Source organism: Cypionkella sp. TWP1-2-1b2 (assembly GCF_049896245.1).
In the GTDB taxonomy this organism is placed as follows: Bacteria; Pseudomonadota; Alphaproteobacteria; order Rhodobacterales; family Rhodobacteraceae; genus Cypionkella.
Genome location: NZ_JAFCTX010000013.1, coordinates 20,680 through 41,481, shown reverse-complemented (window position 1 = coordinate 41,481; position 20,802 = coordinate 20,680). Strand labels below are relative to the sequence as shown.

Below are 20,802 nucleotides of genomic sequence, written 5' to 3'. Positions count from 1 at the left end.
CTGGAACTGCACCCTCTATGCTCCCCAAGGCCAAGCCCGACCTTGACCTGAATCAATCCCGCATCCGAAATACAGCTTCAGCCTGCGACGTTTTAGCCGCGCCCGGCCCCCGCCTGCTTCAACATCCAATCGCAAAACAGCTGCAAGGATGGCCGTAAAATCCCTGGCCGCGTCACCAGAAAATAACCCTCGCGGCCATGATCCTCATACAGCAACCGCAACCGCCCCGCCGCCAGATCAGCTTCCATAAACGCGCGCACGGCGATCGCCACCCCCTGTCCATCCCGCGCCGCATCCAGCAACAAAGTGCCGGGCATCGAGGTCATCCCCGCCCCCATCGCGCGCTGAAGCCCGTGTTTCTCCAGAAACGCCGTCGCTTCCGAGGTGCCCAATTCCTGCAACCACGGCAGTTTCGCCAGATCAGCCAGCGAAGACGCCGCTCCCTCTGGCACCAGCTTCGGTGAAGCCACCACCACCACACCCGAACGCAACACCAGCTTAGACACCAGCCCCGCCCAACCGCCATTGCCATAGCGGATGCCCAAATCCGCTTCCCGCCCAATATCCCGCGCCTCGGCAGTCGGGTCGATCACCAGATCAATCCCCGGATGCTTGGCGCGAAAGTCCGCCAAACGCGGCAACAGCCAACCGCCCGCGAAGGTCGAAGTGGTGGTGATCCGCAACACCCGCACCGCATCGGCCCCGGTCAGGTCTTCAATCGTGCTGGCAATCGCGGCAAAGCTGGTCTGCAGCGTCTCGGCCAGCCTGCGTCCCTCCATCGTCAGCCCCAACCGCCGCCCACCGCGTTCAACCAAAGCCAGCCCGAGATGCGCCTCCAAGGCGCGGATTTGCTGGCTGATCGCGGCATGAGTCACGCCAACCAGTGCCCCCGCCTCCTCCAGCCCACGCGCCTCGGCAAAAGCCGAAAACGCCCGCAACGCCGACAAGGGCGGCATATGTCGCCAATCCGTCATGAAAGCCTGCCTTACATGGAAACATTGTTGCTGCGTGGAATCATGCGCCAGTTTGCGCGATACTACTTACATCAAGCAACCCTATGAGGCCCCCCATGTTAGGAATTCTTGCAGCCGCTTTTGGCGTCGCCACCCGCACCGACCACCCCAGCGCACCGCAGATCGACCACCGCACCAGCCGCGAAAAGCTGGCCGCCCAGCGCCGCTGGGATGATGAATATTTCTGGCAAGGCCGCAGCGGCACCCCCGGCGATGATGGGCGTGGCCACTGAGATGCGCCCAAAATGAAACCGCCCCCGGCGTGAACCGAGGGCGGCTTTGTCAACGGATGAGCAGATTTACTCACCACCACCCAGACTGTGCACATAGGTCGCCACCGCCCGGATTTCATCCTCCGACAGCTTCCCCGTCCATGCCGGCATCACGCCGTAGCGGGCCTTCGTCACGGTTTCGGTCAGTGTCGCTACATCGCCGCCGTAAAGCCAGATCGCATCCGTCAGGTTAGGCGCACCAAAATCGTGCATCCCCTTGGCGTCCTCGCCATGGCAGGCCACGCAATTCTCGGCGAACACTGCGGCCCCCGCTGTCGCAAGCCCCGCATCATGATCCTGACCCGAGATTTGCCGCACGTATTGCACCACCTGCGCAATCGGCTCCTTCTCCAGAATCCCATCCACTCCAAACGCCGGCATCTGCGACAACCGCGCATCCTCGTCGGTGGTGTTGCGAATCCCATGGGTGATCGTGGTATGGATCGCCGTCATATCGCCGCCCCACAGCCAATCGTTGTCCAACAGGTTCGGATAGCCCTTGCCCTGAACTCCGGCAGCCCCCGAGCCGTGGCACTGCGCGCAGTTGTTCTTGAACAAAGACGCGCCCGCCGACACCGCAAAGGTTTTCAATTCGACATTGGCGGGAATCGACGCCAGATCGGCGGCAACCAGCTTGGCCTTTATCGGCGCATTGGCATCGTCAAACCGCTTGATATCGGCTTCCACATCCGCACGCTGGTTTGATCCGATCACCCCCTGCGTATGGCCCGAAATCAGCGGCCACGCCGGATAGGCAATGGTATAGCCGATCCCCCAGATGATCGTCAGATACAAAACCCACAGCCACCAACGCGGCATCGGATTGTCATATTCCTGAATACCATCCCAGGTGTGCCCCGTCGTCGGCACTTCTTTGGGGGCTTGCTTCACGCGGCTAGCGCACATGGTTTACGCCTCCTCGGTTTGCGGCGCGGGGGCCGCAGGTTTCTTGTCATGGCGGAAGATCGAATTCGCAATATCCTCATGGGTCTTGCGAGAGCCCGGACGCCACGCCCAGACAAACACCCCCAGAAAGAACAGCGTCAGGAACAACAGCACCCAACTGTCAGCAAATTCGCGCAAGAGACTATAAAGTTCCATGAGCCGCCCCCTAGCGTTTCGGGTCAGGAATGAAGGTCGAGAAATCGACCATCGTGCCCAACACCTGCAAATAGGCCACCAGCGCATCCATTTCGGTCAGCGCAGGCTGGCCATCGAAGTTCGCGACCACCACCTTGCCATAGCGCGCCTCAATCCCCGAAGTATCGGCGTTCGGGTCCGCTTGTGCGGCGAAATCCGCCTTCGCATTGGTCATCTCATCATCGGTATAGGGCACGCCCACCATCCGATGCGTTGCCATGATATCGCCGATATATTTGCCGTCGATTTCCGCATCCAACAGGAAGCTGTATTTCGGCATCACCGATTCCGGCACCACCGCCTGCGGGTCCATCAAATGATCGACATGCCAGGCGTCCGAGTATTTGCCACCCACCCGCGCCAAATCCGGCCCGGTGCGCTTGCTGCCCCATTGGAACGGATGATCATACATCGACTCGGCGGCCAGAGAATAATGCCCATACCGCTCCACCTCATCCCGCATCGGGCGGATCATCTGGCTGTGACAGTTGTAACAGCCCTCGCGGATATAAATATCCCGCCCCGCGAGTTCCAACGGCGTATAGGGCCGCACCCCTTCCACCTTTTCGATGGTGTTCTGCAAGTAGAACAGCGGTGCGATCTCTACGATGCCGCCGATGCTGACCACCAACAGGCTGAGCACCAGCAGCAACGTCGCATGGGTCTCAATCTTTTTGTGTTTGTCGAGAAAAGCCATATCTGTGCCCTCCGGTTATTCAGCAGGAACGGCGTTGTTCGCGTTGATCACGGCCCTTGCAGGCTGTGCGCGCACCGTCATCCACAGGTTAAAGGCCATGATCAGCGCCCCGGTCAGGAACATCCCGCCGCCCAGACCCCGCACCACATACATCGGGAATTTTGCAGCCACCGTGTCGGCAAAAGCGTTCACTAGGAAGCCATTGGCATCAACTTCGCGCCACATCAGCCCCTCCATGATCCCGGTCACCCACATCGAGGACGCGTAAAGCACGATGCCAATCGTCGCCAACCAGAAGTGCCAGCTGACCAGCTTCAGGCTGTACAGGCTTTCCCGGTTCCACAACCGCGGCGTCAGGAAATACAGCGCGCCAAAGGTGATCATGCCGTTCCAGCCCAATGCGCCGGAATGCACATGACCAATCGTCCAGTCGGTGTAATGCGACAGCGAGTTCACCGCCTTGATCGACATCATCGGGCCTTCAAACGTGCTCATGCCGTAGAACCCGATAGACACCACCATCATCCGGATGACCGGATCGGTGCGCAGCTTGTCCCATGCGCCCGACAGCGTCATCAACCCGTTGATCATGCCCCCCCAAGACGGCATCCACAGGATGATCGAGAACACCATGCCCAGGGTGCCCGCCCATTCCGGCAAAGCCGTGTAGTGCAAGTGGTGCGGACCGGCCCAGATATACAGAAAGATCAGCGCCCAAAAGTGGATGATCGACAGCTTATAACTATAGATCGGACGCTCGGCTTGCTTCGGCACAAAGTAATACATCATGCCAAGGAAACCGGCGGTCAGAAAGAAGCCCACCGCGTTATGACCGTACCACCACTGCGTCATCGCATCCTGCACACCGGAAAACACCGGAACCGATTGCGAAGACAAAATCGAAACCGGGATCGCCATGTTGTTGACCAGATGCAGCATCGCCACTGTGATGATCATCGACAGCAAAAACCAGTTGGCGACGTAGATATGCGGCTCGCGCCGTTTCCACAAAGTGCCCATGAACACCAAAAGGAAAGCCACCCAAACCACGGTGATCCAAATGTCGATATACCAAACCGTCTCGGCATATTCCTTGCCCTGCGTGCCCCCGGTGACATACGAGGTCGCCGCCAGCACGATTATCAGCTGCCAGCCCCAGAACACGAACCAACCCAGATTGCCGCCCCACAGCCGCACGCCACTGGTGCGCTGCACGATGTAGAAAGAGCTCATGATCAGTGCGTTACCGCCAAAAGCGAAGATCACCGCCGATGTGTGCAGCGGACGCAGACGGCCAAAGTTCAGCACGCCATCGGTGATATTGCCAAGGTTCAACGACGGAAACGCCAGTTGAAACGCAATGACAACTCCAACCAGAAACCCCACCAAGCCCCAGAACGTCGTCGCAATCACCCCGGCGCGCACCACGCCGTCCATATATTCATTTGCCGGATGCACCCGCACCTCGCCCACATGCCGGATCTCCCACAGAAAGGTGAGAGAGGCGGCCAGCATGACGACGACTGCGTTCACCATATACGGCAGATCATGCGCGAAATTGGCAGCAATCGCGGCCAGCACCGCGACCGTGCCAAGCACAATCAATTTAACGTAATCCCACATTTTGCGTCCCTTCGACTTTGGTCCGGTCCGCGGCTTTATCCGGCTTTCAGAGCCCGACTCAGACCACGGCCAACGCTTTTGACTGATCCGCTTCTGGCAGTCTGGGCCGCTGCCAGCCTTGATCCATATCAACAAACCCCCATCTAAAGTTGATCGAGGTCAAGGCGGTGCGCTGTGCCGCAAGGCATAGTCGCACCATGACACCACCCAAAGGGGAGACCGTGTGATGGACTACAAAACGATTCTGACCGTGCTGAGCAATCCTGCCGACGCCAAACTGGCGATCAGCGCCGCAGCAAGGCTGGCCCGCGCGCAAGACGCGCATCTCGATGTGCTGGTGTTGGGCGTGGACCGCACCCAGATGGGCTATTCCTACATCGGCACCGGAGCTGTGCTGATGCAAGTCGGCATCGACCGGGCTGAGACCGACGCCAAAGCGCTGGAACTAGAGGCCCGCGCCGCCCTCGCCGCCGAAGGCCCCGATCTGCGCTTTAGTCTGGAAACCGTGATCACCCAACTTGGCGCGCTGACCGATCTGGTCGCCAGCCGCGCCCGCTTCGCGGATCTGGTGGTGCAACCCCGCCCGTATGGTCCGGGTGCCACCTCGGATGCCGAAGCCGTGGTCGAGGCCGCGCTGTTTGATGGCAAGGCCCCGGTTCTGGTGCTGCCCGCCACTGGCTTGGGCAAATACACCCAACCCAAACGAATCGTGCTGGCGTGGAACCAAAGCAGCGAGGCCATGGTCGCCGCCCGCCGCGCCCTGCCGTTCCTGAAATGCGCCGACAGCGTCAACATCACGGTGATCGACCCGCCGACGCAAGGCGAGGAACGCTCTGATCCCGGTGGCATGCTTTGCCAGCTTCTGACCCGCCACGGCGTCCATGCCGAGGTTTCCGTGCTCGCCCGCACCCTGCCGCAAACCTGCGACGTGCTGACCCGCCACGCCATCGACCAAAACGCCGATATGCTGGTGATGGGCGCCTACGGCCATTCCCGGCTGCGCGAGGCGATCCTGGGCGGCACCACCCGCTACATGCTGGAGCGTGCCGAAATCCCGGTGCTGATGGCGCACTGAACAGCCGCTCCTCCAGCCTTCCGGCTGTCCTCGCTTCTCAAGCGAAGAAAGCCGGAAGGCTTGATGAGCGCAGCCCATCCGCACAAGACCACAAACAAAAACCCCGGCCACTTGGACCGGGGTTTTTTCATCACCTAAAGGTCAACGACGCACATCGTCGTCTTCATCCTCGTCATCATCATCGCCATGCGGCAGGTTGAAGAAGCTGTCGGCGTCCGAGAAATCGGCAGGCTTTTCTTCCTGCTCCTCACGGGTGAACTGCGCCAGACCAGACGGCATCTTGGCTTCGGTATCCATGCCCAGCGACTGCTCGGTCGACACCAGCTTGCGCCGCTCATCATCCGTCATCACCGAACCTTCGGCCGCCTTCTTGCGCACCGCTGCCTGCACAGCCGTGTCCAATTCAGATTGCTTGCACAGCCCCAAAGCCACCGGATCAATCGCGGTGATGTTGTTGATGTTCCAATGCGTCCGCTCACGGATCGCTGCAATCGTAGGTTTCGTCGTGCCGACCAGCTTGCCAATCGCGCCATCCGACAATTCCGGGTGGAACTTGACCAGCCACAGGATCGAGGCCGGACGGTCCTGCCGTTTTGACAGCGGCGTATACCGCGGCCCGCGCCGTTTTTCTTCACCCACAGCCGAGGCATTGAACTTCAGCTTCAGCTTATACAGCGGGTCCTTCTGGCCGCGCTCAATCTCAATCGCGTCCAGCTGGTTGTTGCCAACCGGATCGAACCCCTTCACCCCGGTCGCCACATCGCCATCGGCAATGCCCTGCACTTCCAATTCATGCATCCCGCAGAACTCTGCCACCTGACGGAAGGTCAGCGTGGTGTTGTCCACCAGCCAAACGGCGGTCGCTTTGGACATCAAAGGCTTCGACATCGGAAATCTCCCAAGCTTACGCCCGCAAACGGGCGGGGCTTTACAAATCTTCCCCGAGCCGGGAAAACGGCTGCGACCGAGGCCGCGAAGTTTTCATTTTCACGGAAATCTTCGCCCATATACTGCGGTTTTTGACAAAGGGAAAGTGGTAATGCGTCAACTGGCCTTGGGGATCGCGGCGATTTGTTTCGGCGCAATTTTGCTAAACAGCCCCGCGCATGCCCAAGGCGAAAAGGCTGGAGATTTCGATTATTACGTCATGTCCCTTTGCTGGTCATCCAACTGGTGCGCCCTCACAGGCGATAACCGGGGCGACCCGCAATGCGACGCCGGGCGCGGCCTGACATGGACCCTGCACGGGCTCTGGCCGCAAGACGAGAGCGGCTATCCCTCCGACTGCCGCACCGTGCAAAGCGACCCCAATCGCAGCGATTCCGCCCAGATGGCCGATATCATGGGCGGCGCAGGCCTTGCCTTCCACGAGTGGAAAAAACACGGTCGCTGCTCCGGCCTGTCGGCCAAATCCTACTATGCCACAATGCGCAAAGCCTACAAAGCCGTCGCCATCCCGCCCATCTTCGCCAAAATCAGCAAAGACCTGAACGTCCCCGCCTCAGTGATCGAAGACGCCTTCGCCGAATCCAACCCACAAATCGCCCGCGATCAAATGACCATCACCTGTAGCCAAGGCATGATCCGGGAACTGCGAATTTGCCTGACGAAAGACCTCGAACCACGCCGCTGCGGCGCGGATACGATCAAGGATTGCACGCTGAAAGACGCGGGGTTGGAGGCTGTCAGGTAAGGCGGGGTTTACCCCGCCACAATGGGTATCTTATTTACTTTCAGCTTTCTTATCCACCGCCGCCGCCTTCATCCGCGCCACCAGTTCTTCCTTGCTGGCCTTGCCGCCGGTCGCTGATTTCTCAGCGCCCAAGCCCTTGCCAACCCGGTGCTTCGGCACGTTCTTGTCGCCCTTGGGATTGCCCGATTTGCCGTAATCCATAGTGTCGCCTCATATCCAACAGAGTAGCTTCGGTCATGCCCGAATCCGCAGCATCCCGCAACCCACAGCGAAAACCCCAAGCCCACCTGAATAACAGGCCCAAAACGAAGCTCTCACAGCTTCATCTTGGGCCAAATACTCCCTGCGGCGCATCTTAGGTCAGACCGGGCGCAAAAGTTAACAAAATCTTAAATTGACCAGATCAACCCATTGATAAATATGATATAATTTTGGTCCCGAGTTGGGACCGCCCTAAATCAGTCCCTCACCTGCAAACAAATCTGCCAAATTCGCCTCCGGTCGCGCCCCAAAATGCCCGATCACTTCCGCCGCCGCCACGCAACCCATCCGACCCGCAACCTCCAAAGATCTTCCCGTCGTGATGCCATACAAGAACCCCGCCGCGAACTGATCCCCCGCTCCGGTGGCATCGACAGGCACCACGCGGCGCACCGGAACCACGGCGCGCTCCTCGCCACGGATCACGATCACCTCATCGCCAGACCGCGTGCAAACCACCAGCCCGGCATCTCCCGCCGCCAGCTTCAAAGCCGCATCCAGATCGGTCTGATACAGGCTGGACCATTCATGCTCGTTCCCGATCACATAATCCAGATCCTTGACCAACCGCCGAAACTCCCCCCGGTGCCGGTCCACACAGAACGGGTCCGACAGCGCAATCCCCGCCTGCCCCCCCGCCGCCTGACATAGCTTTGCCGCCCGCTCAAACGCCTGCATCCCCTTCGGCTTGTCGTAAAGATAGCCCTCAAGGAACAGCACCGCCGCTTGGCCTGCCACCTCATCCGAGACATCCTCTGGCCCGAGTTCCGAGGAAATCCCCAGATAGGTGTTCATCGACCGTTCCCCATCCGGGGCCACGAAGATCATCGAGCGTGAGGTTGGCAGTTCGCCCCCCGGGACCGGGGCATTGACGAAATCTGTCCCGCCCTCGGCCATCGAACTGGCATAGAACCGCCCCAACGCATCATCATGCACCCGGCCAATGAATGCCGTGGTCAGCCCCAGATTGCCCAAGCCCGCCAGCGTGTTCGCCACCGACCCGCCCGGAGCCTGCACCCGCCCCGCCATCGCCGCATACAACAACTCGCCGCGCTCGCGCTCGACCAGCTGCATGATGCCCTTCTCGATCCCCATCATCTCAAGGAAACTGTCATCGGCCTGGGCGAACACATCCACAATAGCATTGCCGATCCCGACAACCTGATAGCGTTTCATAGGGTCTTTTCCTCGAACAGGCAGTCATCAGCAATCGGGCAGATGCCGCATTTGGGTTTGCGCGCGATGCAGATATACCGCCCGTGCAGGATTAGCCAGTGATGCGCGTGGCGCTGAAATTCGGCTGGCACATTGTCTTCGATGGCGCGCTCGACCGCGGTTTCATCCTTGCCCGGAGCAATACCCGCCCGATTGCCCAGCCGGAATATATGCGTGTCCACAGCCTGCGAGGGTTGCCCGAACCACATGTTCAGCACCACATTCGCAGTCTTACGCCCCACCCCCGGCAGAGACACCAAAGCGGCACGGCTAGAGGGCACTTCGCCGCCGAAGTTATCAATCAAGAGCTGCGAAAGCTTGATCACGTTCTTCGCCTTGTTGCGGTACAACCCGATGGTCTTGATATGTTCGATCACGCCTTCCTCGCCCAAAGCCAGCATCTTGGCCGGGGTATCGGCGATGGCGAACAGCTTGGCGGTCGCCTTGTTGACACCCACATCAGTCGCCTGTGCTGACAGGGCAACAGCCACCACCAAAGTGAAGGCGTTGGTATGCTCCAATTCCCCCTTCGGCTCGGCCTCTAGGGCCTGAAACCGGGTGAAAATGCGCTGCATGGCGGGATATTCTAGCTGGCGTGTCATGGCCTTGATATGCCTGATCATCCGGCATCCGGCAAGCATATCGGTTTTGGCTTTTGTGGCGAAATTGCTTTCCCCGCTGGGAATGACTTGTGCTTTGGTGGCAATTCTTGACACATTTCCACAATATGTTGTGGCTTCTTGCAAATACGCCGCGAACAAGCCTGTGCCAAGGGCCCTGCGATCAGTGACAAGACTGGCAAAAGCAATACGGTCTAAGCCGCAGGAATCGGGTCGCTTGCGCCATGCCGCCAGCCTATCTTGGCGGCAAGGAGACAGCCATGACCGATCAATCCAGCTATCACTACGCCGTCATTGCCCGCGCCTTGAAGATCATTGACGCGAGTGGGCCCGGCCAAAGCCTTGACGATCTCGCCGCTCAAATGGGCATGAGTGCCGCGCATTTTCAACGCACGTTTTCGCAATGGGTCGGCGTCAGCCCGAAACGCTATCAGCAATACCTGACGCTGGATCACGCCCGTCGCCTGCTCGCCGACCGCTTCACAGTGCTGGAAACCGCCCATGCGGCAGGCCTTTCTGGTGGTGGCCGCCTGCATGATCTGTTCCTGACGTGGGAGGCGATGAGCCCCGGTGATTATGCCACCGGGGGCGCGGGTCTGCTGATCCGCTGGGGATATTTTCAAACTCCGTTTGGCGAGGCTTTGGTGATGGCCACGGATCGCGGCATCTGCGGGCTTGGATTTACCGAGGAATTTGGCCGCGATTGGTCGATGAATGATCTGACCGCCCGCTGGCCACAGGCGAGATATATTGAGGATCAAAGCATTGCGCCGCTGGTCACCGAAGCGATGGCGGGCCGCACCGCGCGCCTTCACCTCATCGGCGCGCCCTTCCAACTAAAGGTGTGGGAGGCTTTGTTGCAGGTGCCCTCCGGTCATGTCACCACCTATTCCGAACTGGCAGGCGCGGTCGGCCACCCGACAGCGCAGCGGGCAGTTGGCACGGCTGTTGGGCGCAATCCAATCAGCTTTCTGGTGCCGTGTCACCGCGCCTTACGCAAATCGGGCGGCTTGGGTGGATATCACTGGGGGCTTCCGGTCAAACGCGCGATCCTTGCATGGGAATCCGCGCGCGAGGATGCAAGAGTGTGATTGCGGCCTTATGCCGTTCTTTCACTTCTGCGCGATAAATTGCCAATCCTGCGTGGGAACCATGCCACCCGATCCGCGTTGCTGTATATGGATGTTCGAGGCCGAAACGGCCCACCCAGCAGATTAGAGGCAGCTATGAAGTTCAAGTCCCCCGTTATCATCTCCACCGTCGCGCTGTTGGCGCTGACTGCCTGCGTCAACCCGGATGCTTATCCGAATGACCCGAATGCCCGCGCGAAAAACGGCGCTATCGTTGGCGGCCTGTTGGGCGCAGTGGCGGGCGGCACCAGCAAAGGCGACAATGCCTTGGCAAAAGCTGTTGTTGGCGGCGCGCTGGGTGCAGCAGTCGGTGGCGCGATTGGCTCCAGCTTGGACGCGCAAGCGGCTGACCTGCGCGGTTCGCTGTCCTCCAATGTTTCAGTCACCAATAACGGTCAGTATCTGGTTGTGAACATGCCGCAAGACGTGCTGTTCGCCAGCGACAGTGCGACGCTGCGCCCGGACTTGACCTCGGATCTGCGCGCCGTGGCCTCGTCGCTGAACCGCTACCCGAACTCGACCATCGAAGTGATTGGCCACACCGACAACACCGCTTCGGCAGCCTACAACCAAGACTTGTCGCAACGCCGCGCTTCGGCCGTGGCCAACGTGCTGATCGGCTCTGGCGTACCTGCTGGCCGCGTTAGCGCCTATGGCCGCGGCGAGGATCAACCGATTGCCTCGAACCTGTCGGCATCGGGCCGCGCGCAGAACCGTCGCGTGGAAATCATCATCCGCCCGACTCGTTAAGCTTACAAGCATCGTTCAAAGGGCCGGGGGAAACCTCGGCCCTTTGGCATTTGCGAGACCCCGCGATTGGTCATATATTCACACCAATCAGCCGGAGCTCCTCATGCCCTTTCTCAAAATCGACGCGGAAAAACTCTCGCAATCGGTGGTTCAGCAGATCGAACTGTTGATCCTGCGCGGCATCCTGCGCCCCGGCGAGCGTCTACCGTCCGAGCGGGAGTTGTCGGAACGCATGGGCGTCTCACGGCCCAGTCTGCGGGAAGCCGTGGCGGATTTGCAGGCGCGGGGGTTGCTATCCAGTCGGCCCAATGCTGGTATTTTTGTTGCCGAAGTGTTGGGATCGGCGTTCTCGCCTGCCTTGATCGGGTTGTTTTCAGCGCATGAAGAAGCCGTGTTCGACTACCTCGACTTCCGCCGCGATATGGAGGGGCTGGCGGCAGAGCGTGCCGCACGGCTGGGGTCCGATACCGATCTGGCGGTGATTGCCGCGATTTTCGCCAAGATGGAGGCGGCGCATAGCAAGCGTGACCCTTCTGACGAGGCCGAGCTGGACGCGAATTTCCACATGGCGATCATTGAGGCCAGCCATAACGTGGTGATGCTGCATATGATGCGGTCGATGTATGATCTGCTGCGGCAGGGGGTGTTTTACAACCGGCAAGTGATGTTCAAGAATAGGCTGACCCGTGAGCACCTGTTGGATCAACACCGCGCGATCAACACGGCCATTCAGGCCCGCGACCCGATGGCGGCGCGCGAGGCGGTGGCGACACATCTTGGCTTTGTCGAGGCTGCGATGGCCGATCAGATCAAGGCTAACCGGAATGAGGCGATTGCTCGGCAACGCTTGCAGCATGAACAATCCAAGTAGGCAGTAAAAATGGGAAAGCCCGGCACGAATACCGGGCTTTCCTCATATTTGCAGATACTTAGTGGAACTTTGCGTCAACCGTGGCAATCGCCGCGTCAATCGAAGCCGCAGCGGTTTCCGCCGTGGCCTGCTTGGCCAGAACCTCACCCGCCGCAGCCACCGCCACCGAAATCGCGCTTTCGCGGATTTGGCGCAGGGCTGACGCTTCTGCCGATGCGATCTGCTCCTCTGCCGCTGCCAGACGGCGCGCGATTGAGTCTTTCAGATCAGCCTTGGCTTGCTTGGCAGCAGCCTCGGCTTCCTCCTTGGCGGAAGCGATGATACGGGCGGATTGTTCCTGCACCTCTTTATGCTTGGCATCATAAGACGCCAGCAGCGCCTTGGCCTCGTCACGCAGCGCGCGCGCTTCATCCAACTCGGCCTTGATGCGGATTGCCCGGGCATCCAGCGCGGTGGCCAGCTTCGCCGGAACCCCGGTGTAAAGCAGGATGCCGACGAAAATCAGGAAAGCAATCAGCATCACGAAGTTGGTGTTGCGCAGACTAACCAAAGGCTCGCCATGGTTATTGCCGGTCAGAACCGCGACAATGCCAAGCAAGGCGATGATGTAGAAGACCTTTTTCATCGCGTTACCCCTTCAGCCGAGCAGTGACTGCCGCTGTGATCGATCGAGCATCTGCCGTGCCGCCCAAAGCTGCTACCAGTTCTTTGGCAGTGTCTTTTGCCACTTCGGTGATGGCCGCTTGCGCGCCAGCCCGGATTTCGTCAATGCGGCCCGCCGATTCCGTGGCTTTCGCCGCGATCTGGGCATCGGCTTTCGCGATGGCTTTGTTCAGGTCAGCCTGAATGTCAGCCTTTGCTGCGGTGACGATCTTGCCAGCCTCAGCGCGGGCCGAAACCAGCGCGTCGTTATAGGCTTTCTCGGCCGCAACAACCTTTTGCTTCAGTTCCTCAGCTGCCGCGAGATCGTTGACAATCGTGCCACGTCGCGTGGCCAAAGTGCTGCCGATACGCGGCAAAGCCACCAGCTTTAGCACGAAGAAGATCACCGAAAGGGTGACGACAAGCCAGAAGATCTGGTTTGCGAAATGGGTCGGGTCCAGCTGCGGCATACCTGCCTTAGCGGCCCCGTGCGCAACTTCCGTTGCGGCTTCAGTGGTAGTCGTGGTCGCCATTTTGCCCTCCGTCGGACCCTTTTTGAAGTTCAAGGGCGCCGCACATAGGCGGCACCCCTGACCGTAAGGATGCGAGCGTCAGATCAGACTGCGAACATCAACAACAGAGCGACGAGGAACGAGAAGATCCCCAAAGCTTCTGCGAAGGCTAGACCGATGAACAGGGTCGCGGTTTGCGAGCCAGCAGCCGAAGGGTTGCGCAGAGCGCCAGCCAGGAAGTTGCCAGCAACATTGCCAACGCCGATTGCGGCAGCGCCGGAACCGATAGCGGCCAGACCAGCGCCGATGAATTTGCCGAGTGCGGCTGCGGTTGCGAGATCCATGATATTCTCCTTAGGATGGAATAGGTTAGATGAGGTTGAAACTTACGTTTAGTGGCCCGGATGCAGCGCATCTTTCAGGTAAACGCAGGTCAGGATGGTAAAGACATAGGCTTGGATGAAGGCCACAAGAACCTCCAGCGCGTAGATTGCGGTGATCGCCAGAACCGACACTGGCGTGACCAGCACACCGATCCCCGAGATCAGGATCATCGGCGCGAAGGCAGCAAACACTTTCATAACCGCGTGGCCTGCCATAATGTTGCCCGCCAAACGAATGGAGTGGCTGACCGGGCGCACGAAGTAGGAAATCAACTCGATCACCGCGATGATCGGGCGCAGGATCAGCGGTGCATCTTTCATCCAGAACAGGCCGAGGAAGTGGAAACCGTGCTTCCAGAAGCCCAGCAGTGTGACGAACAGGAACACACCCACGCCCATGATGGCCGTCACTGCGATATGCGAAGTTGGCGAAAACGAGCCGGGCAGCAGACCGAGCAGGTTCGAAAACACGATGGTCAGGAACAAGGTCATCACCATCGGGAAGTATTTCGCACCATCCTGGCCGGTCACATCGACGACCATGTTGTGCACGAAATCATAACCCAACTCGCCCACCGACTGCATCCGCGACGGGATCAGCTTGCGACCTGCCGAGCCTACAACGAAGAAAATCACCACGGCTACAGCGGCCAAAAGCAACCAGACCGTTGCGTTGGTGATGGTGTACCAGTGGATCGGGCCATCGCCAAACAGCGGGTGAACCTCAAACTGCTGGAGCGGATGGAACGACAAACCACCTTCTTGCGCTTCGGCTGCCACGTCAGTCTTCCTCTTCATCGTCGGCCACCTGCGTGGCGTTTTGTTGCGGGCCAACCGCCGCAGCGGTTGCTTTATCCTGCATCTCTTTTGCCGAGCGCAGCATGGTTTTCACCCCCGCCGCAAACCCAGCCAACACGAACAGCACCAAGAAGATCGGCATGGTCCCAAACAAGGTATCCAGCCCGTATCCGATGCCGAAACCGATCAGAAGACCGGCCACCAGTTCTATCACCATGCGCCATGCCAACTGGGCCTGACGATGGTTATCCTCTTGCGCAGAGCGCCGCGGCGCTGCGGCGGCTTTGGCAGTTTCGATCCGCTTTTCGAGGGCGGCAAGGCGCTCACGATCTGCGTCGGATACCACGGCAAAAGCCTCCAGAGGGTTGAGGGATACCTACGGATTGGGGGGCTTTGAGTCAAGCGGGGAAAGTCTGGTGTAAGTTATTGATTTTACTTGAGGTTATAGGGGTGAGATCGAAACCTTCGCTACGATTTGCCTGCATTTGCAGCGTCTTGCATATTCAACCATTTGGTTGACGATCCTGTGAAGGCTTGTGATAGTCTCTGCATGGCCGCCAATCTTGATACCGTTTTTTCCGCCCTCGCCGACCCGACACGGCGGGCTATCCTGGCGATGTTGCTGGAAGATGACATGGCCGTCACAGATGTGGCCGAGCCATTTCAGATCAGCCTGACCGCGATTTCCAAGCATCTTGGCATACTGACCGAGGCAGGTCTGATCAGCCGCGAAAAGCGCGGGCGGGTGATCTGGTGCAAGCTGGAGCCGGATGCGATGCGCAGTGCGTCCGTTTGGATGCAGGGCTTCGGGCAATTCGAGCCGGTCGATCTGGACGCCTTCGAGCGGTTTTTGGAAGGGGAATTGGCAGAAGATGGTGCCGAGGCCGAAACGCAGAGTTAATACTTTGATTTTGAGTTGTAAGGTCAGTATTTCATGCCTTTTATGAAGCGCGACAGGTCGCCTGCAATGCGCCGGATTTCTTGGCTTGATCTGATGCCTTTGGCACGCACAAACCGGGGTTTTGTCAAAGCCGCACAGGAAACCCATTGTTTCCCCCGCTGTAAAAACGGCCTGAAACTAACGCTAGTCGGACATTTTCCCGCCGCGATTCAACTCCAGATTGGGCTCATCAAAATGCACGCCACAGGAGACCATCATGAAATTCGGATACCGCCTGTTCGCCCGGTTTGGCCTGTTCACCCGCAAGGCCGAATCTGGCCCCGACATGTTTGAGATGCGGCTGGAGCGCACCCGCACCCGTGAGGCGCGCCGCGAAGCCCAGCCGATGTTGTTCAGAACGAGACTGTCACCCCTGGAAGCTTGAGTTCCTTCATCAGGTCGCGCAGTTCTTGCCGTGCGGCGATGTTGGACAGGTTGAGCTGATCCACCCCGGTATCCTTCAGATCCAGCAGGGTCAGGCCACGCGGGAACAACTCACGAAAGATCACCCGCTCGGAAAAACCGGGCGAGACGCGGAAGCCGATGCGCTTGGAAAGTTCCTCCAAAGCCGCCCCTACTTTCTTCTTGTTGTGCATCTGTTGCGCGCCCAGGCGATTGCGCAGCACGATCCAGTCGATGGGTTTCAGCCCCGCTTGCGCGCGTAGTTGCCGCGCGTTCCATACCATTTCAGAATAGATCGACGGGCCTTTGACACGGCCTGTCTCGGCATCGACGCGGGCGAGCAGATCGAAGTCGATGAAGCTGTCATTCAAAGGGGTGATCAGCGTATCGGCAAGCGAGTGGGCAACCTGAGACAGCCGTGTGTGGCTGCCGGGACAGTCGATCAGGATGAAATCTGACACCGCCTCCAACTGCGCCACGGCTGCGGACAGCCGCGCATCAAAGGCGTTCTCGCCTTGCGCCAATGATCCCGGTTCAACCTCGGGCAGATCGCGGTAATCGGGAGTTGGCAGATCAAGATTGGCGCGGGCCATGAAAGCGCGACGGTTCTCGACATAGCGGCCAAAGCTTTTCTGCCGCAGATCGAGGTCCAGCGCGCCGACCCGATGCCCCATCCGGCACAAAGCGGTTGCGACATGCATACAGGTGGTCGATTTGCCGGAACCGCCCTTTTCATTGCCGACAACGATAATATGCGCCATGCCACGTGTCCCCTTTGGTCTCTCAGGCTTCCTATACGGATAGCGGCGGAAAGGGGAAGCGGGAAGTGTGGTTTCAGGGCGCCATGAAAAAGGGCGCCTCCGCAGAGACGCCCCGTTTCTTGCAGCGGTGTGGGATCAGAAACCCAGACCGGCGTATTTGTTCTTGAACTTGGACACGCGGCCGCCGGTGTCCATCAGTTTTGCCGAGCCACCGGTCCAAGCCGGATGCGCCAGCGGGTCGATGTCCAGCGCCATTTGGTCGCCTTCTTTGCCCCAAGTGGTTTTGGCTTGGAACAGGGTGCCATCGGTCATTTTGACGGTGATGGTGTGATAGTCGGGGTGAATTCCGTCTTTCATCGCTCTGCTCCTTACTCTGCTTTGGGTTTGTAATTGGTGTCTTCGACGATCCGGGCCGATTTGCCGCGACGATCGCGCAGGTAATACAGCTTGGCGCGACGCACGCGGCCACGGCGGACCACTTCGATGCTGTCGATGTTGGTCGAATACAGCGGGAACACACGCTCCACACCTTCGCCGAACGAGATTTTGCGCACGGTGAACGAAGCCGAAATGGTCGAACCGCCCTTGCGAGCGATGCAGACGCCTTCGTAGTTCTGCACGCGCGAACGGGTGCCTTCGGTCACTTTGTAGCCGACTTTCACGGTATCACCGGCTTTGAAATCCGGGATTTTCTTGCCGAGCGCAGCGATCTGCTCGGCTTCAATGATGGCGATCAAGTTCATCGCAGTTCCTTTGTTTGCAGGGTTTTCCCCGACGTGATGCAGCCGTAGAGCTTCTGGTCTTTGATCGGGTCGCCACGAGGGATCGTGACCCCGCCAGAGATGCGGCTAACTTTTGAAATCCGCGCCCAAGGCCAGTCTTGCAGAAGAAAGCAAGCATTGCGGCAAAAGGAATCGGGCCCGATGGGCTTATGACCCCGGACTACGGGCATATAGGGTTTGTGGGGGGATGGGTCAAGAGGCCTCGGGTGTTCACGCGTGGACAGGGGTGGGGCGTATGTAAAATCAAGGGGTTAGCATGGGGTCGGTAAGGATTTGTTAAGGATTTAGACGCGGCACTGTCGTAGCCTCCGGCGGGGATATTTGAGCAGAGAGGATGACCTCAAGAATTTGCTCTTTTTGAAATACTCCCCGCGGAGCGTTCGACCGATGGCTCAGGCCTTCCGCCGCAGATAGGCTTGCCACAGATCAGGCCGCCTTGTCTTGGTGATCTCCTCGGCCTGCGCTTGCCGCCATTTGGCGATGGCGGCGTGGTTGCCGGATTGTAGCACTTCGGGGATCGGCAGGTCGCGCCATGTAGCGGGGCGGGTGTAGTGCGGGTGCTCTAACAGGCCGTCGGAGAAGGATTCCTCGACGGTAGACTCTTGATTTCCCAACACTTTCGGCAACAGGCGCACGGTGGCGTCGATCAGGGCGGTGGCGGCTATCTCGCCCCCGGTCAGCACGAAATCGCCAAGGCTGACTTCTTCGATATCGTGATGATCCAGCAGGCGTTGATCGACGCCTTCAAACCGACCACAGAGCAGGGTGACGCCATCGCAGGCGGCGAAGCGGCGGGCCATGGCTTGGTTGAACGGTTTGCCGCGTGGGCTAAGGTAGATCACCGGCCAGCGATTGCGGTCGCGCGGGGTATGTTGGGCCGCGTCGATCAAGGCGGCGTCCAGCACATCGGCGCGCAGAACCATGCCTGCGCCACCGCCTGCGGGGGTGTCATCGACATTCAGGTGCTTGCCCTGCCCGCAGCTGCGCAGGTTGATCACATCGAGCGCCCAAAGGCCCAAGTCCAGCGCTTTTCCGGTCAGCGAAATCCCCAAGATGCCGGGAAAGGCGTCCGGCATCAGGGTGATGATTTTGGCCCGCCACGCGTCTTTGACATGCAAAGGCTCCTCCATCAGATCGCGCGGTTTCAGGCTGGCGCGGATCGAGATGCGGCCATGCGATTTGCTGGGGGGAGTGTCGCTGGGTGGGGCTTCGGGTGTATCGGTCATACTGGCTTTTAACCTGTCTCGGGCAACCCTGCTAGGCCAAACCATCCTCGGGTTGGGCGGCGTTTGTCGCGGCGATCAGGTCGCGCAGTGGGGTTTCGGCGGAAGAATTGAGGTATTTCGCCAGCCATTCCGCCAGCAGGTCGGCGCTGGGGGATTTACCCCAGATATCCGGGTCTTGCGGTAGGGCATCCGCGAGACGCGCGGCGAACAGCCTGATCAGATCGGGGTCTTCGGGCAGCAGTGCCAGCGCCAAAGTTGGGCCGTCGCCGGGCACCTGAGCGATCAGGGTCGGATCGGTGCAGTGCAGGATCAGGGCGATAATTTCGGCACGCGCCGCACCGGCACGGGCGCGCTCAAACAACGCGGTGCGGATAAAAGCAGGCTCGGCATGGGCGGACAGCGCAAGCAGATGTTGGGCCACGGTGGCGGGGGCGGTGTCATCGGGCAGATCGGCCAAGGGGGCGATCATGCGGCGGGCGGTGTTCAACTCGCTGCGCTCCACCGGATTGCCGGGATGGGCGATCTGATCAATGGCGTGATCAAGAAAGCCGTTGATTTCATTGATCTTCCACGGGTCCCAGATCATCCGGGCCAAGGGGATCGACAGGAAGGAAATCGCGACGGGCAGCATTTCGGAATAGGGTGGCACGAAACCCAAGGCTCCGCCAATGCCGCGACCGACGCCGAACAGCAGGGCCACGAACAGCAGTTGGATGGCGGCATTGCTGAACAGGGTGGCCCAAGCCTGATACTGGGTCCAGTCGTGGAACTGGCGCGGCCAGTTTTGCGGGCGAATGATGAATTGCCAGAGCAGGAACAGCAGGGTGAAAATCGGCACCAAGGGCCAGCCATAACCGCCCAATCCCGCCATCAGCGGCCCGATATACAGCAGGGCGGTTGCGCCCATCAGCCATCGCATACGGTTATGCATCACGCCCTCTTACAGCCCTGCGCAGAGTGGCGTGGCGGCGGATTTTAGTCTAGCCCCAGTTTTTGGTTTGGCCGCCCGTCGCCTGCCTTAAAGCGGTTTTTAATCAAGCCCTTCCGGCGGATCGACGATGATACGCCCGGCGGTGAGGTCTACCGTTGGGACTGCTTTGAGAGTGAAGGGTAGCAACAGGCCAGATTTAAGGCCGGGGCCGGCGATTTCCAACAGATCGCCCGCGCCGTGGTTGTGGACCGCTTGCACGCGGCCAAGTTCTTTGCCGCCAGTATCGAATGCGGCAAGGCCGATCAGATCGGCGTGATAAAATTCATCATCAGGCAGGTGCGGGAGTTTTTTCTTGTCAACGTATAAGCTTACGCCTTTCAGGGCATCGGCCTGTTCTTTGGTATCGACGCCTGCGATGCGCGCGCCAAGGCCGCCTGCGACGGGCTTCGTCAATTTGATTTTATAGCTGGTTTGGCCGTCTTCGGTGAACAAGGCGCCGTAAGACGCGATGGCTTCCGGGTCAGAGCAGAAGCTTTTCAGCCGCACTTCGCCTTGGATGCCGAAAGAGCCTGCGATGGCGCCGACGCAGATGTGGTCTGGGTTGGGCATTGGGCTCTCCGATGTTAAGATGCGGCCCCCAAGGTGGAATTTTCGTAGAAAATTCGCGCCCGAGGGAGCCGCAGTTTTCGGTGTTCAGCAAGCTGATTATTCAGCAGCAGCCGGTGCTTCCGCGCGCGCGGCTTTCTTCTTGGTCAGCTCGGCCATACGTTTGCCGGGGACGGCCGATTTCGGGTTCGAGCGGACCTTTTTGGTCAGCACGCCAGCAGCTTCCAGCATACGCGCGATACGGTCGGTTGGCTGTGCGCCTTGGCCCAGCCAGTATTGCACGCGCTCCATATTCATTTTCACGCGCTCTTCGCTGTCCTTGGCCAGCAGCGGGTTATAGGTGCCCAGCTTTTCCAGGAAGCGGCCATCGCGCGGGTTGCGGCTGTCGGTGGCAACGATCGAATAGTGCGGGCGCTTTTTAGAACCACCGCGGGCGAGGCGAATTTTCATGGACATGGT

Annotated in this window: 29 protein-coding genes; 8 read left to right on the top strand and 21 right to left on the bottom strand. The window is 59.5% G+C overall.

Annotation, left to right across the window (positions count from 1 at the left end; genetic code table 11):
• Positions 1-92 precede the first annotated feature (92 nt).
• Positions 93-974, bottom strand: coding sequence for a LysR family transcriptional regulator (locus ACP7AP_RS10580; protein WP_426034173.1), 882 nt, complete (start codon positions 972-974; stop codon positions 93-95).
• Between the two features lie 95 nt (positions 975-1,069).
• Here ACP7AP_RS10580 and ACP7AP_RS10575 point away from each other — a divergent pair, with 95 nt between their 5' ends.
• Complete coding sequence (locus ACP7AP_RS10575) at positions 1,070-1,246, top strand: hypothetical protein (protein WP_426034172.1); 177 nt, start codon at positions 1,070-1,072, stop codon at positions 1,244-1,246.
• Between the two features lie 66 nt (positions 1,247-1,312).
• Here ACP7AP_RS10575 and ccoP read toward each other — a convergent pair whose 3' ends face one another.
• From ccoP to ccoN, 4 genes are read right to left on the bottom strand one after another with little or no spacing between them, the layout of a single operon-like run.
• Positions 1,313-2,191, bottom strand: coding sequence for a cytochrome-c oxidase, cbb3-type subunit III (gene ccoP, locus ACP7AP_RS10570; protein WP_426034171.1), 879 nt, complete (start codon positions 2,189-2,191; stop codon positions 1,313-1,315).
• A 3-nt stretch (positions 2,192-2,194) separates the two neighbouring features.
• A complete protein-coding gene (locus ACP7AP_RS10565; RefSeq protein WP_426034170.1) occupies positions 2,195-2,386 on the bottom strand; it encodes a cbb3-type cytochrome c oxidase subunit 3 in 192 nt (63 codons plus the stop codon).
• 10 nt (positions 2,387-2,396) lie between these two features.
• Positions 2,397-3,122, bottom strand: coding sequence for a cytochrome-c oxidase, cbb3-type subunit II (ccoO, locus tag ACP7AP_RS10560; protein ID WP_426034169.1), 726 nt, complete (start codon positions 3,120-3,122; stop codon positions 2,397-2,399).
• Positions 3,123-3,137: 15 nt separating this feature from the next.
• Complete coding sequence (gene ccoN, locus ACP7AP_RS10555) at positions 3,138-4,745, bottom strand: cytochrome-c oxidase, cbb3-type subunit I (RefSeq protein WP_426034168.1); 1,608 nt, start codon at positions 4,743-4,745, stop codon at positions 3,138-3,140.
• Positions 4,746-4,971: 226 nt separating this feature from the next.
• Between ccoN and ACP7AP_RS10550 the strand changes: the two genes are divergently transcribed.
• Complete coding sequence (locus ACP7AP_RS10550) at positions 4,972-5,820, top strand: universal stress protein (RefSeq protein ID WP_426034167.1); 849 nt, start codon at positions 4,972-4,974, stop codon at positions 5,818-5,820.
• A 141-nt stretch (positions 5,821-5,961) separates the two neighbouring features.
• On the opposite strand, the gene ACP7AP_RS10545 is transcribed toward ACP7AP_RS10550, so the two are convergent.
• A complete protein-coding gene (locus ACP7AP_RS10545) occupies positions 5,962-6,708 on the bottom strand; it encodes a DUF1013 domain-containing protein (RefSeq protein ID WP_426034166.1) in 747 nt (248 codons plus the stop codon).
• 151 nt (positions 6,709-6,859) lie between these two features.
• Between ACP7AP_RS10545 and ACP7AP_RS10540 the strand changes: the two genes are divergently transcribed.
• Entirely contained in the window at positions 6,860-7,513 is a 654-nt protein-coding gene (locus tag ACP7AP_RS10540) for a ribonuclease T2 family protein (RefSeq protein WP_426034165.1), read from the top strand.
• A gap of 30 nt (positions 7,514-7,543) precedes the next feature.
• Here the strand turns inward: ACP7AP_RS10540 and ACP7AP_RS10535 are convergent, their stop codons facing one another.
• The 3 genes from ACP7AP_RS10535 to nth all read right to left on the bottom strand — a co-directional run bounded on the left by ACP7AP_RS10535 (position 7,544) and on the right by nth (position 9,591).
• Positions 7,544-7,714, bottom strand: coding sequence for a hypothetical protein (locus ACP7AP_RS10535; protein ID WP_426034164.1), 171 nt, complete (start codon positions 7,712-7,714; stop codon positions 7,544-7,546).
• A gap of 252 nt (positions 7,715-7,966) precedes the next feature.
• On the bottom strand, positions 7,967-8,950 hold the full coding sequence (locus tag ACP7AP_RS10530) for an adenosine kinase (RefSeq protein WP_426034163.1): 984 nt from the start codon (positions 8,948-8,950) through the stop codon (positions 7,967-7,969).
• Positions 8,947-9,591 carry an endonuclease III gene (nth, locus tag ACP7AP_RS10525; RefSeq protein WP_426034241.1) on the bottom strand — a complete coding sequence of 215 codons (645 nt, stop codon included), beginning with the start codon at positions 9,589-9,591 and terminating at the stop codon, positions 8,947-8,949. Before nth ends, ACP7AP_RS10530 begins: the two co-directional genes overlap by 4 nt.
• Positions 9,592-9,869: 278 nt before the next feature.
• Between nth and ACP7AP_RS10520 the strand changes: the two genes are divergently transcribed.
• The 3 genes from ACP7AP_RS10520 (at position 9,870) to ACP7AP_RS10510 (ending at position 12,360) form a co-directional block, all read left to right on the top strand.
• Positions 9,870-10,700: a methylated-DNA--[protein]-cysteine S-methyltransferase gene (locus ACP7AP_RS10520; protein ID WP_426034162.1), complete on the top strand. Its 831-nt coding sequence runs from the start codon at positions 9,870-9,872 to the stop codon at positions 10,698-10,700.
• 135 nt (positions 10,701-10,835) lie between these two features.
• Positions 10,836-11,489: an OmpA family protein gene (locus ACP7AP_RS10515; RefSeq protein ID WP_426034161.1), complete on the top strand. Its 654-nt coding sequence runs from the start codon at positions 10,836-10,838 to the stop codon at positions 11,487-11,489.
• 103 nt (positions 11,490-11,592) lie between these two features.
• Positions 11,593-12,360: a FadR/GntR family transcriptional regulator gene (locus ACP7AP_RS10510; protein ID WP_426034160.1), complete on the top strand. Its 768-nt coding sequence runs from the start codon at positions 11,593-11,595 to the stop codon at positions 12,358-12,360.
• A 58-nt stretch (positions 12,361-12,418) separates the two neighbouring features.
• On the opposite strand, the gene ACP7AP_RS10505 is transcribed toward ACP7AP_RS10510, so the two are convergent.
• The 5 genes from ACP7AP_RS10505 to ACP7AP_RS10485 all read right to left on the bottom strand — a co-directional run bounded on the left by ACP7AP_RS10505 (position 12,419) and on the right by ACP7AP_RS10485 (position 15,041).
• Positions 12,419-12,985 (bottom strand): F0F1 ATP synthase subunit B, encoded by a 567-nt coding sequence (locus ACP7AP_RS10505; protein WP_426034159.1) that lies wholly within the window; start codon positions 12,983-12,985, stop codon positions 12,419-12,421.
• Positions 12,986-12,989: 4 nt separating this feature from the next.
• The gene (locus ACP7AP_RS10500) at positions 12,990-13,535 is read right to left on the bottom strand and encodes a F0F1 ATP synthase subunit B' (protein WP_426034158.1); all 546 of its coding nucleotides are present in this window, start codon (positions 13,533-13,535) and stop codon (positions 12,990-12,992) included.
• Positions 13,536-13,618: 83 nt separating this feature from the next.
• On the bottom strand, positions 13,619-13,858 hold the full coding sequence (locus ACP7AP_RS10495) for a F0F1 ATP synthase subunit C (protein ID WP_054005488.1): 240 nt from the start codon (positions 13,856-13,858) through the stop codon (positions 13,619-13,621).
• Between the two features lie 48 nt (positions 13,859-13,906).
• Entirely contained in the window at positions 13,907-14,695 is a 789-nt protein-coding gene (locus tag ACP7AP_RS10490) for a F0F1 ATP synthase subunit A (protein ID WP_426034157.1), read from the bottom strand.
• A complete protein-coding gene (locus ACP7AP_RS10485) occupies positions 14,679-15,041 on the bottom strand; it encodes an AtpZ/AtpI family protein (protein WP_426034156.1) in 363 nt (120 codons plus the stop codon). The genes ACP7AP_RS10490 and ACP7AP_RS10485 overlap by 17 nt, the downstream gene beginning before the upstream one ends.
• A gap of 204 nt (positions 15,042-15,245) precedes the next feature.
• Between ACP7AP_RS10485 and ACP7AP_RS10480 the strand changes: the two genes are divergently transcribed.
• Positions 15,246-15,596, top strand: coding sequence for an ArsR/SmtB family transcription factor (locus tag ACP7AP_RS10480; protein ID WP_426034155.1), 351 nt, complete (start codon positions 15,246-15,248; stop codon positions 15,594-15,596).
• 256 nt (positions 15,597-15,852) lie between these two features.
• On the top strand, positions 15,853-16,020 hold the full coding sequence (locus ACP7AP_RS10475) for a hypothetical protein (protein WP_426034154.1): 168 nt from the start codon (positions 15,853-15,855) through the stop codon (positions 16,018-16,020).
• On the opposite strand, the gene ACP7AP_RS10470 is transcribed toward ACP7AP_RS10475, so the two are convergent.
• The 7 genes from ACP7AP_RS10470 to rpsP form a co-directional block, all read right to left on the bottom strand.
• Complete coding sequence (locus ACP7AP_RS10470; protein WP_426034153.1) at positions 15,989-16,798, bottom strand: division plane positioning ATPase MipZ; 810 nt, start codon at positions 16,796-16,798, stop codon at positions 15,989-15,991. The two genes, ACP7AP_RS10475 and ACP7AP_RS10470, sit on opposite strands and share 32 nt — an antisense overlap.
• A gap of 135 nt (positions 16,799-16,933) precedes the next feature.
• The gene (gene rpmE, locus ACP7AP_RS10465) at positions 16,934-17,155 is read right to left on the bottom strand and encodes a 50S ribosomal protein L31 (RefSeq protein WP_054005494.1); all 222 of its coding nucleotides are present in this window, start codon (positions 17,153-17,155) and stop codon (positions 16,934-16,936) included.
• An 11-nt stretch (positions 17,156-17,166) separates the two neighbouring features.
• The gene (gene rplS / locus ACP7AP_RS10460) at positions 17,167-17,541 is read right to left on the bottom strand and encodes a 50S ribosomal protein L19 (protein WP_304924906.1); all 375 of its coding nucleotides are present in this window, start codon (positions 17,539-17,541) and stop codon (positions 17,167-17,169) included.
• A gap of 431 nt (positions 17,542-17,972) precedes the next feature.
• The gene (trmD, locus tag ACP7AP_RS10455; RefSeq protein WP_426034152.1) at positions 17,973-18,806 is read right to left on the bottom strand and encodes a tRNA (guanosine(37)-N1)-methyltransferase TrmD; all 834 of its coding nucleotides are present in this window, start codon (positions 18,804-18,806) and stop codon (positions 17,973-17,975) included.
• A 31-nt stretch (positions 18,807-18,837) separates the two neighbouring features.
• Entirely contained in the window at positions 18,838-19,737 is a 900-nt protein-coding gene (locus tag ACP7AP_RS10450; protein ID WP_426034151.1) for a hypothetical protein, read from the bottom strand.
• Between the two features lie 99 nt (positions 19,738-19,836).
• Positions 19,837-20,346, bottom strand: a complete 510-nt coding sequence (rimM, locus tag ACP7AP_RS10445; protein ID WP_426034150.1) for a ribosome maturation factor RimM — start codon at positions 20,344-20,346, stop codon at positions 19,837-19,839.
• Between the two features lie 96 nt (positions 20,347-20,442).
• Positions 20,443-20,799 carry a 30S ribosomal protein S16 gene (gene rpsP / locus ACP7AP_RS10440; protein ID WP_426034149.1) on the bottom strand — a complete coding sequence of 119 codons (357 nt, stop codon included), beginning with the start codon at positions 20,797-20,799 and terminating at the stop codon, positions 20,443-20,445.
• Positions 20,800-20,802 lie beyond the last annotated feature (3 nt).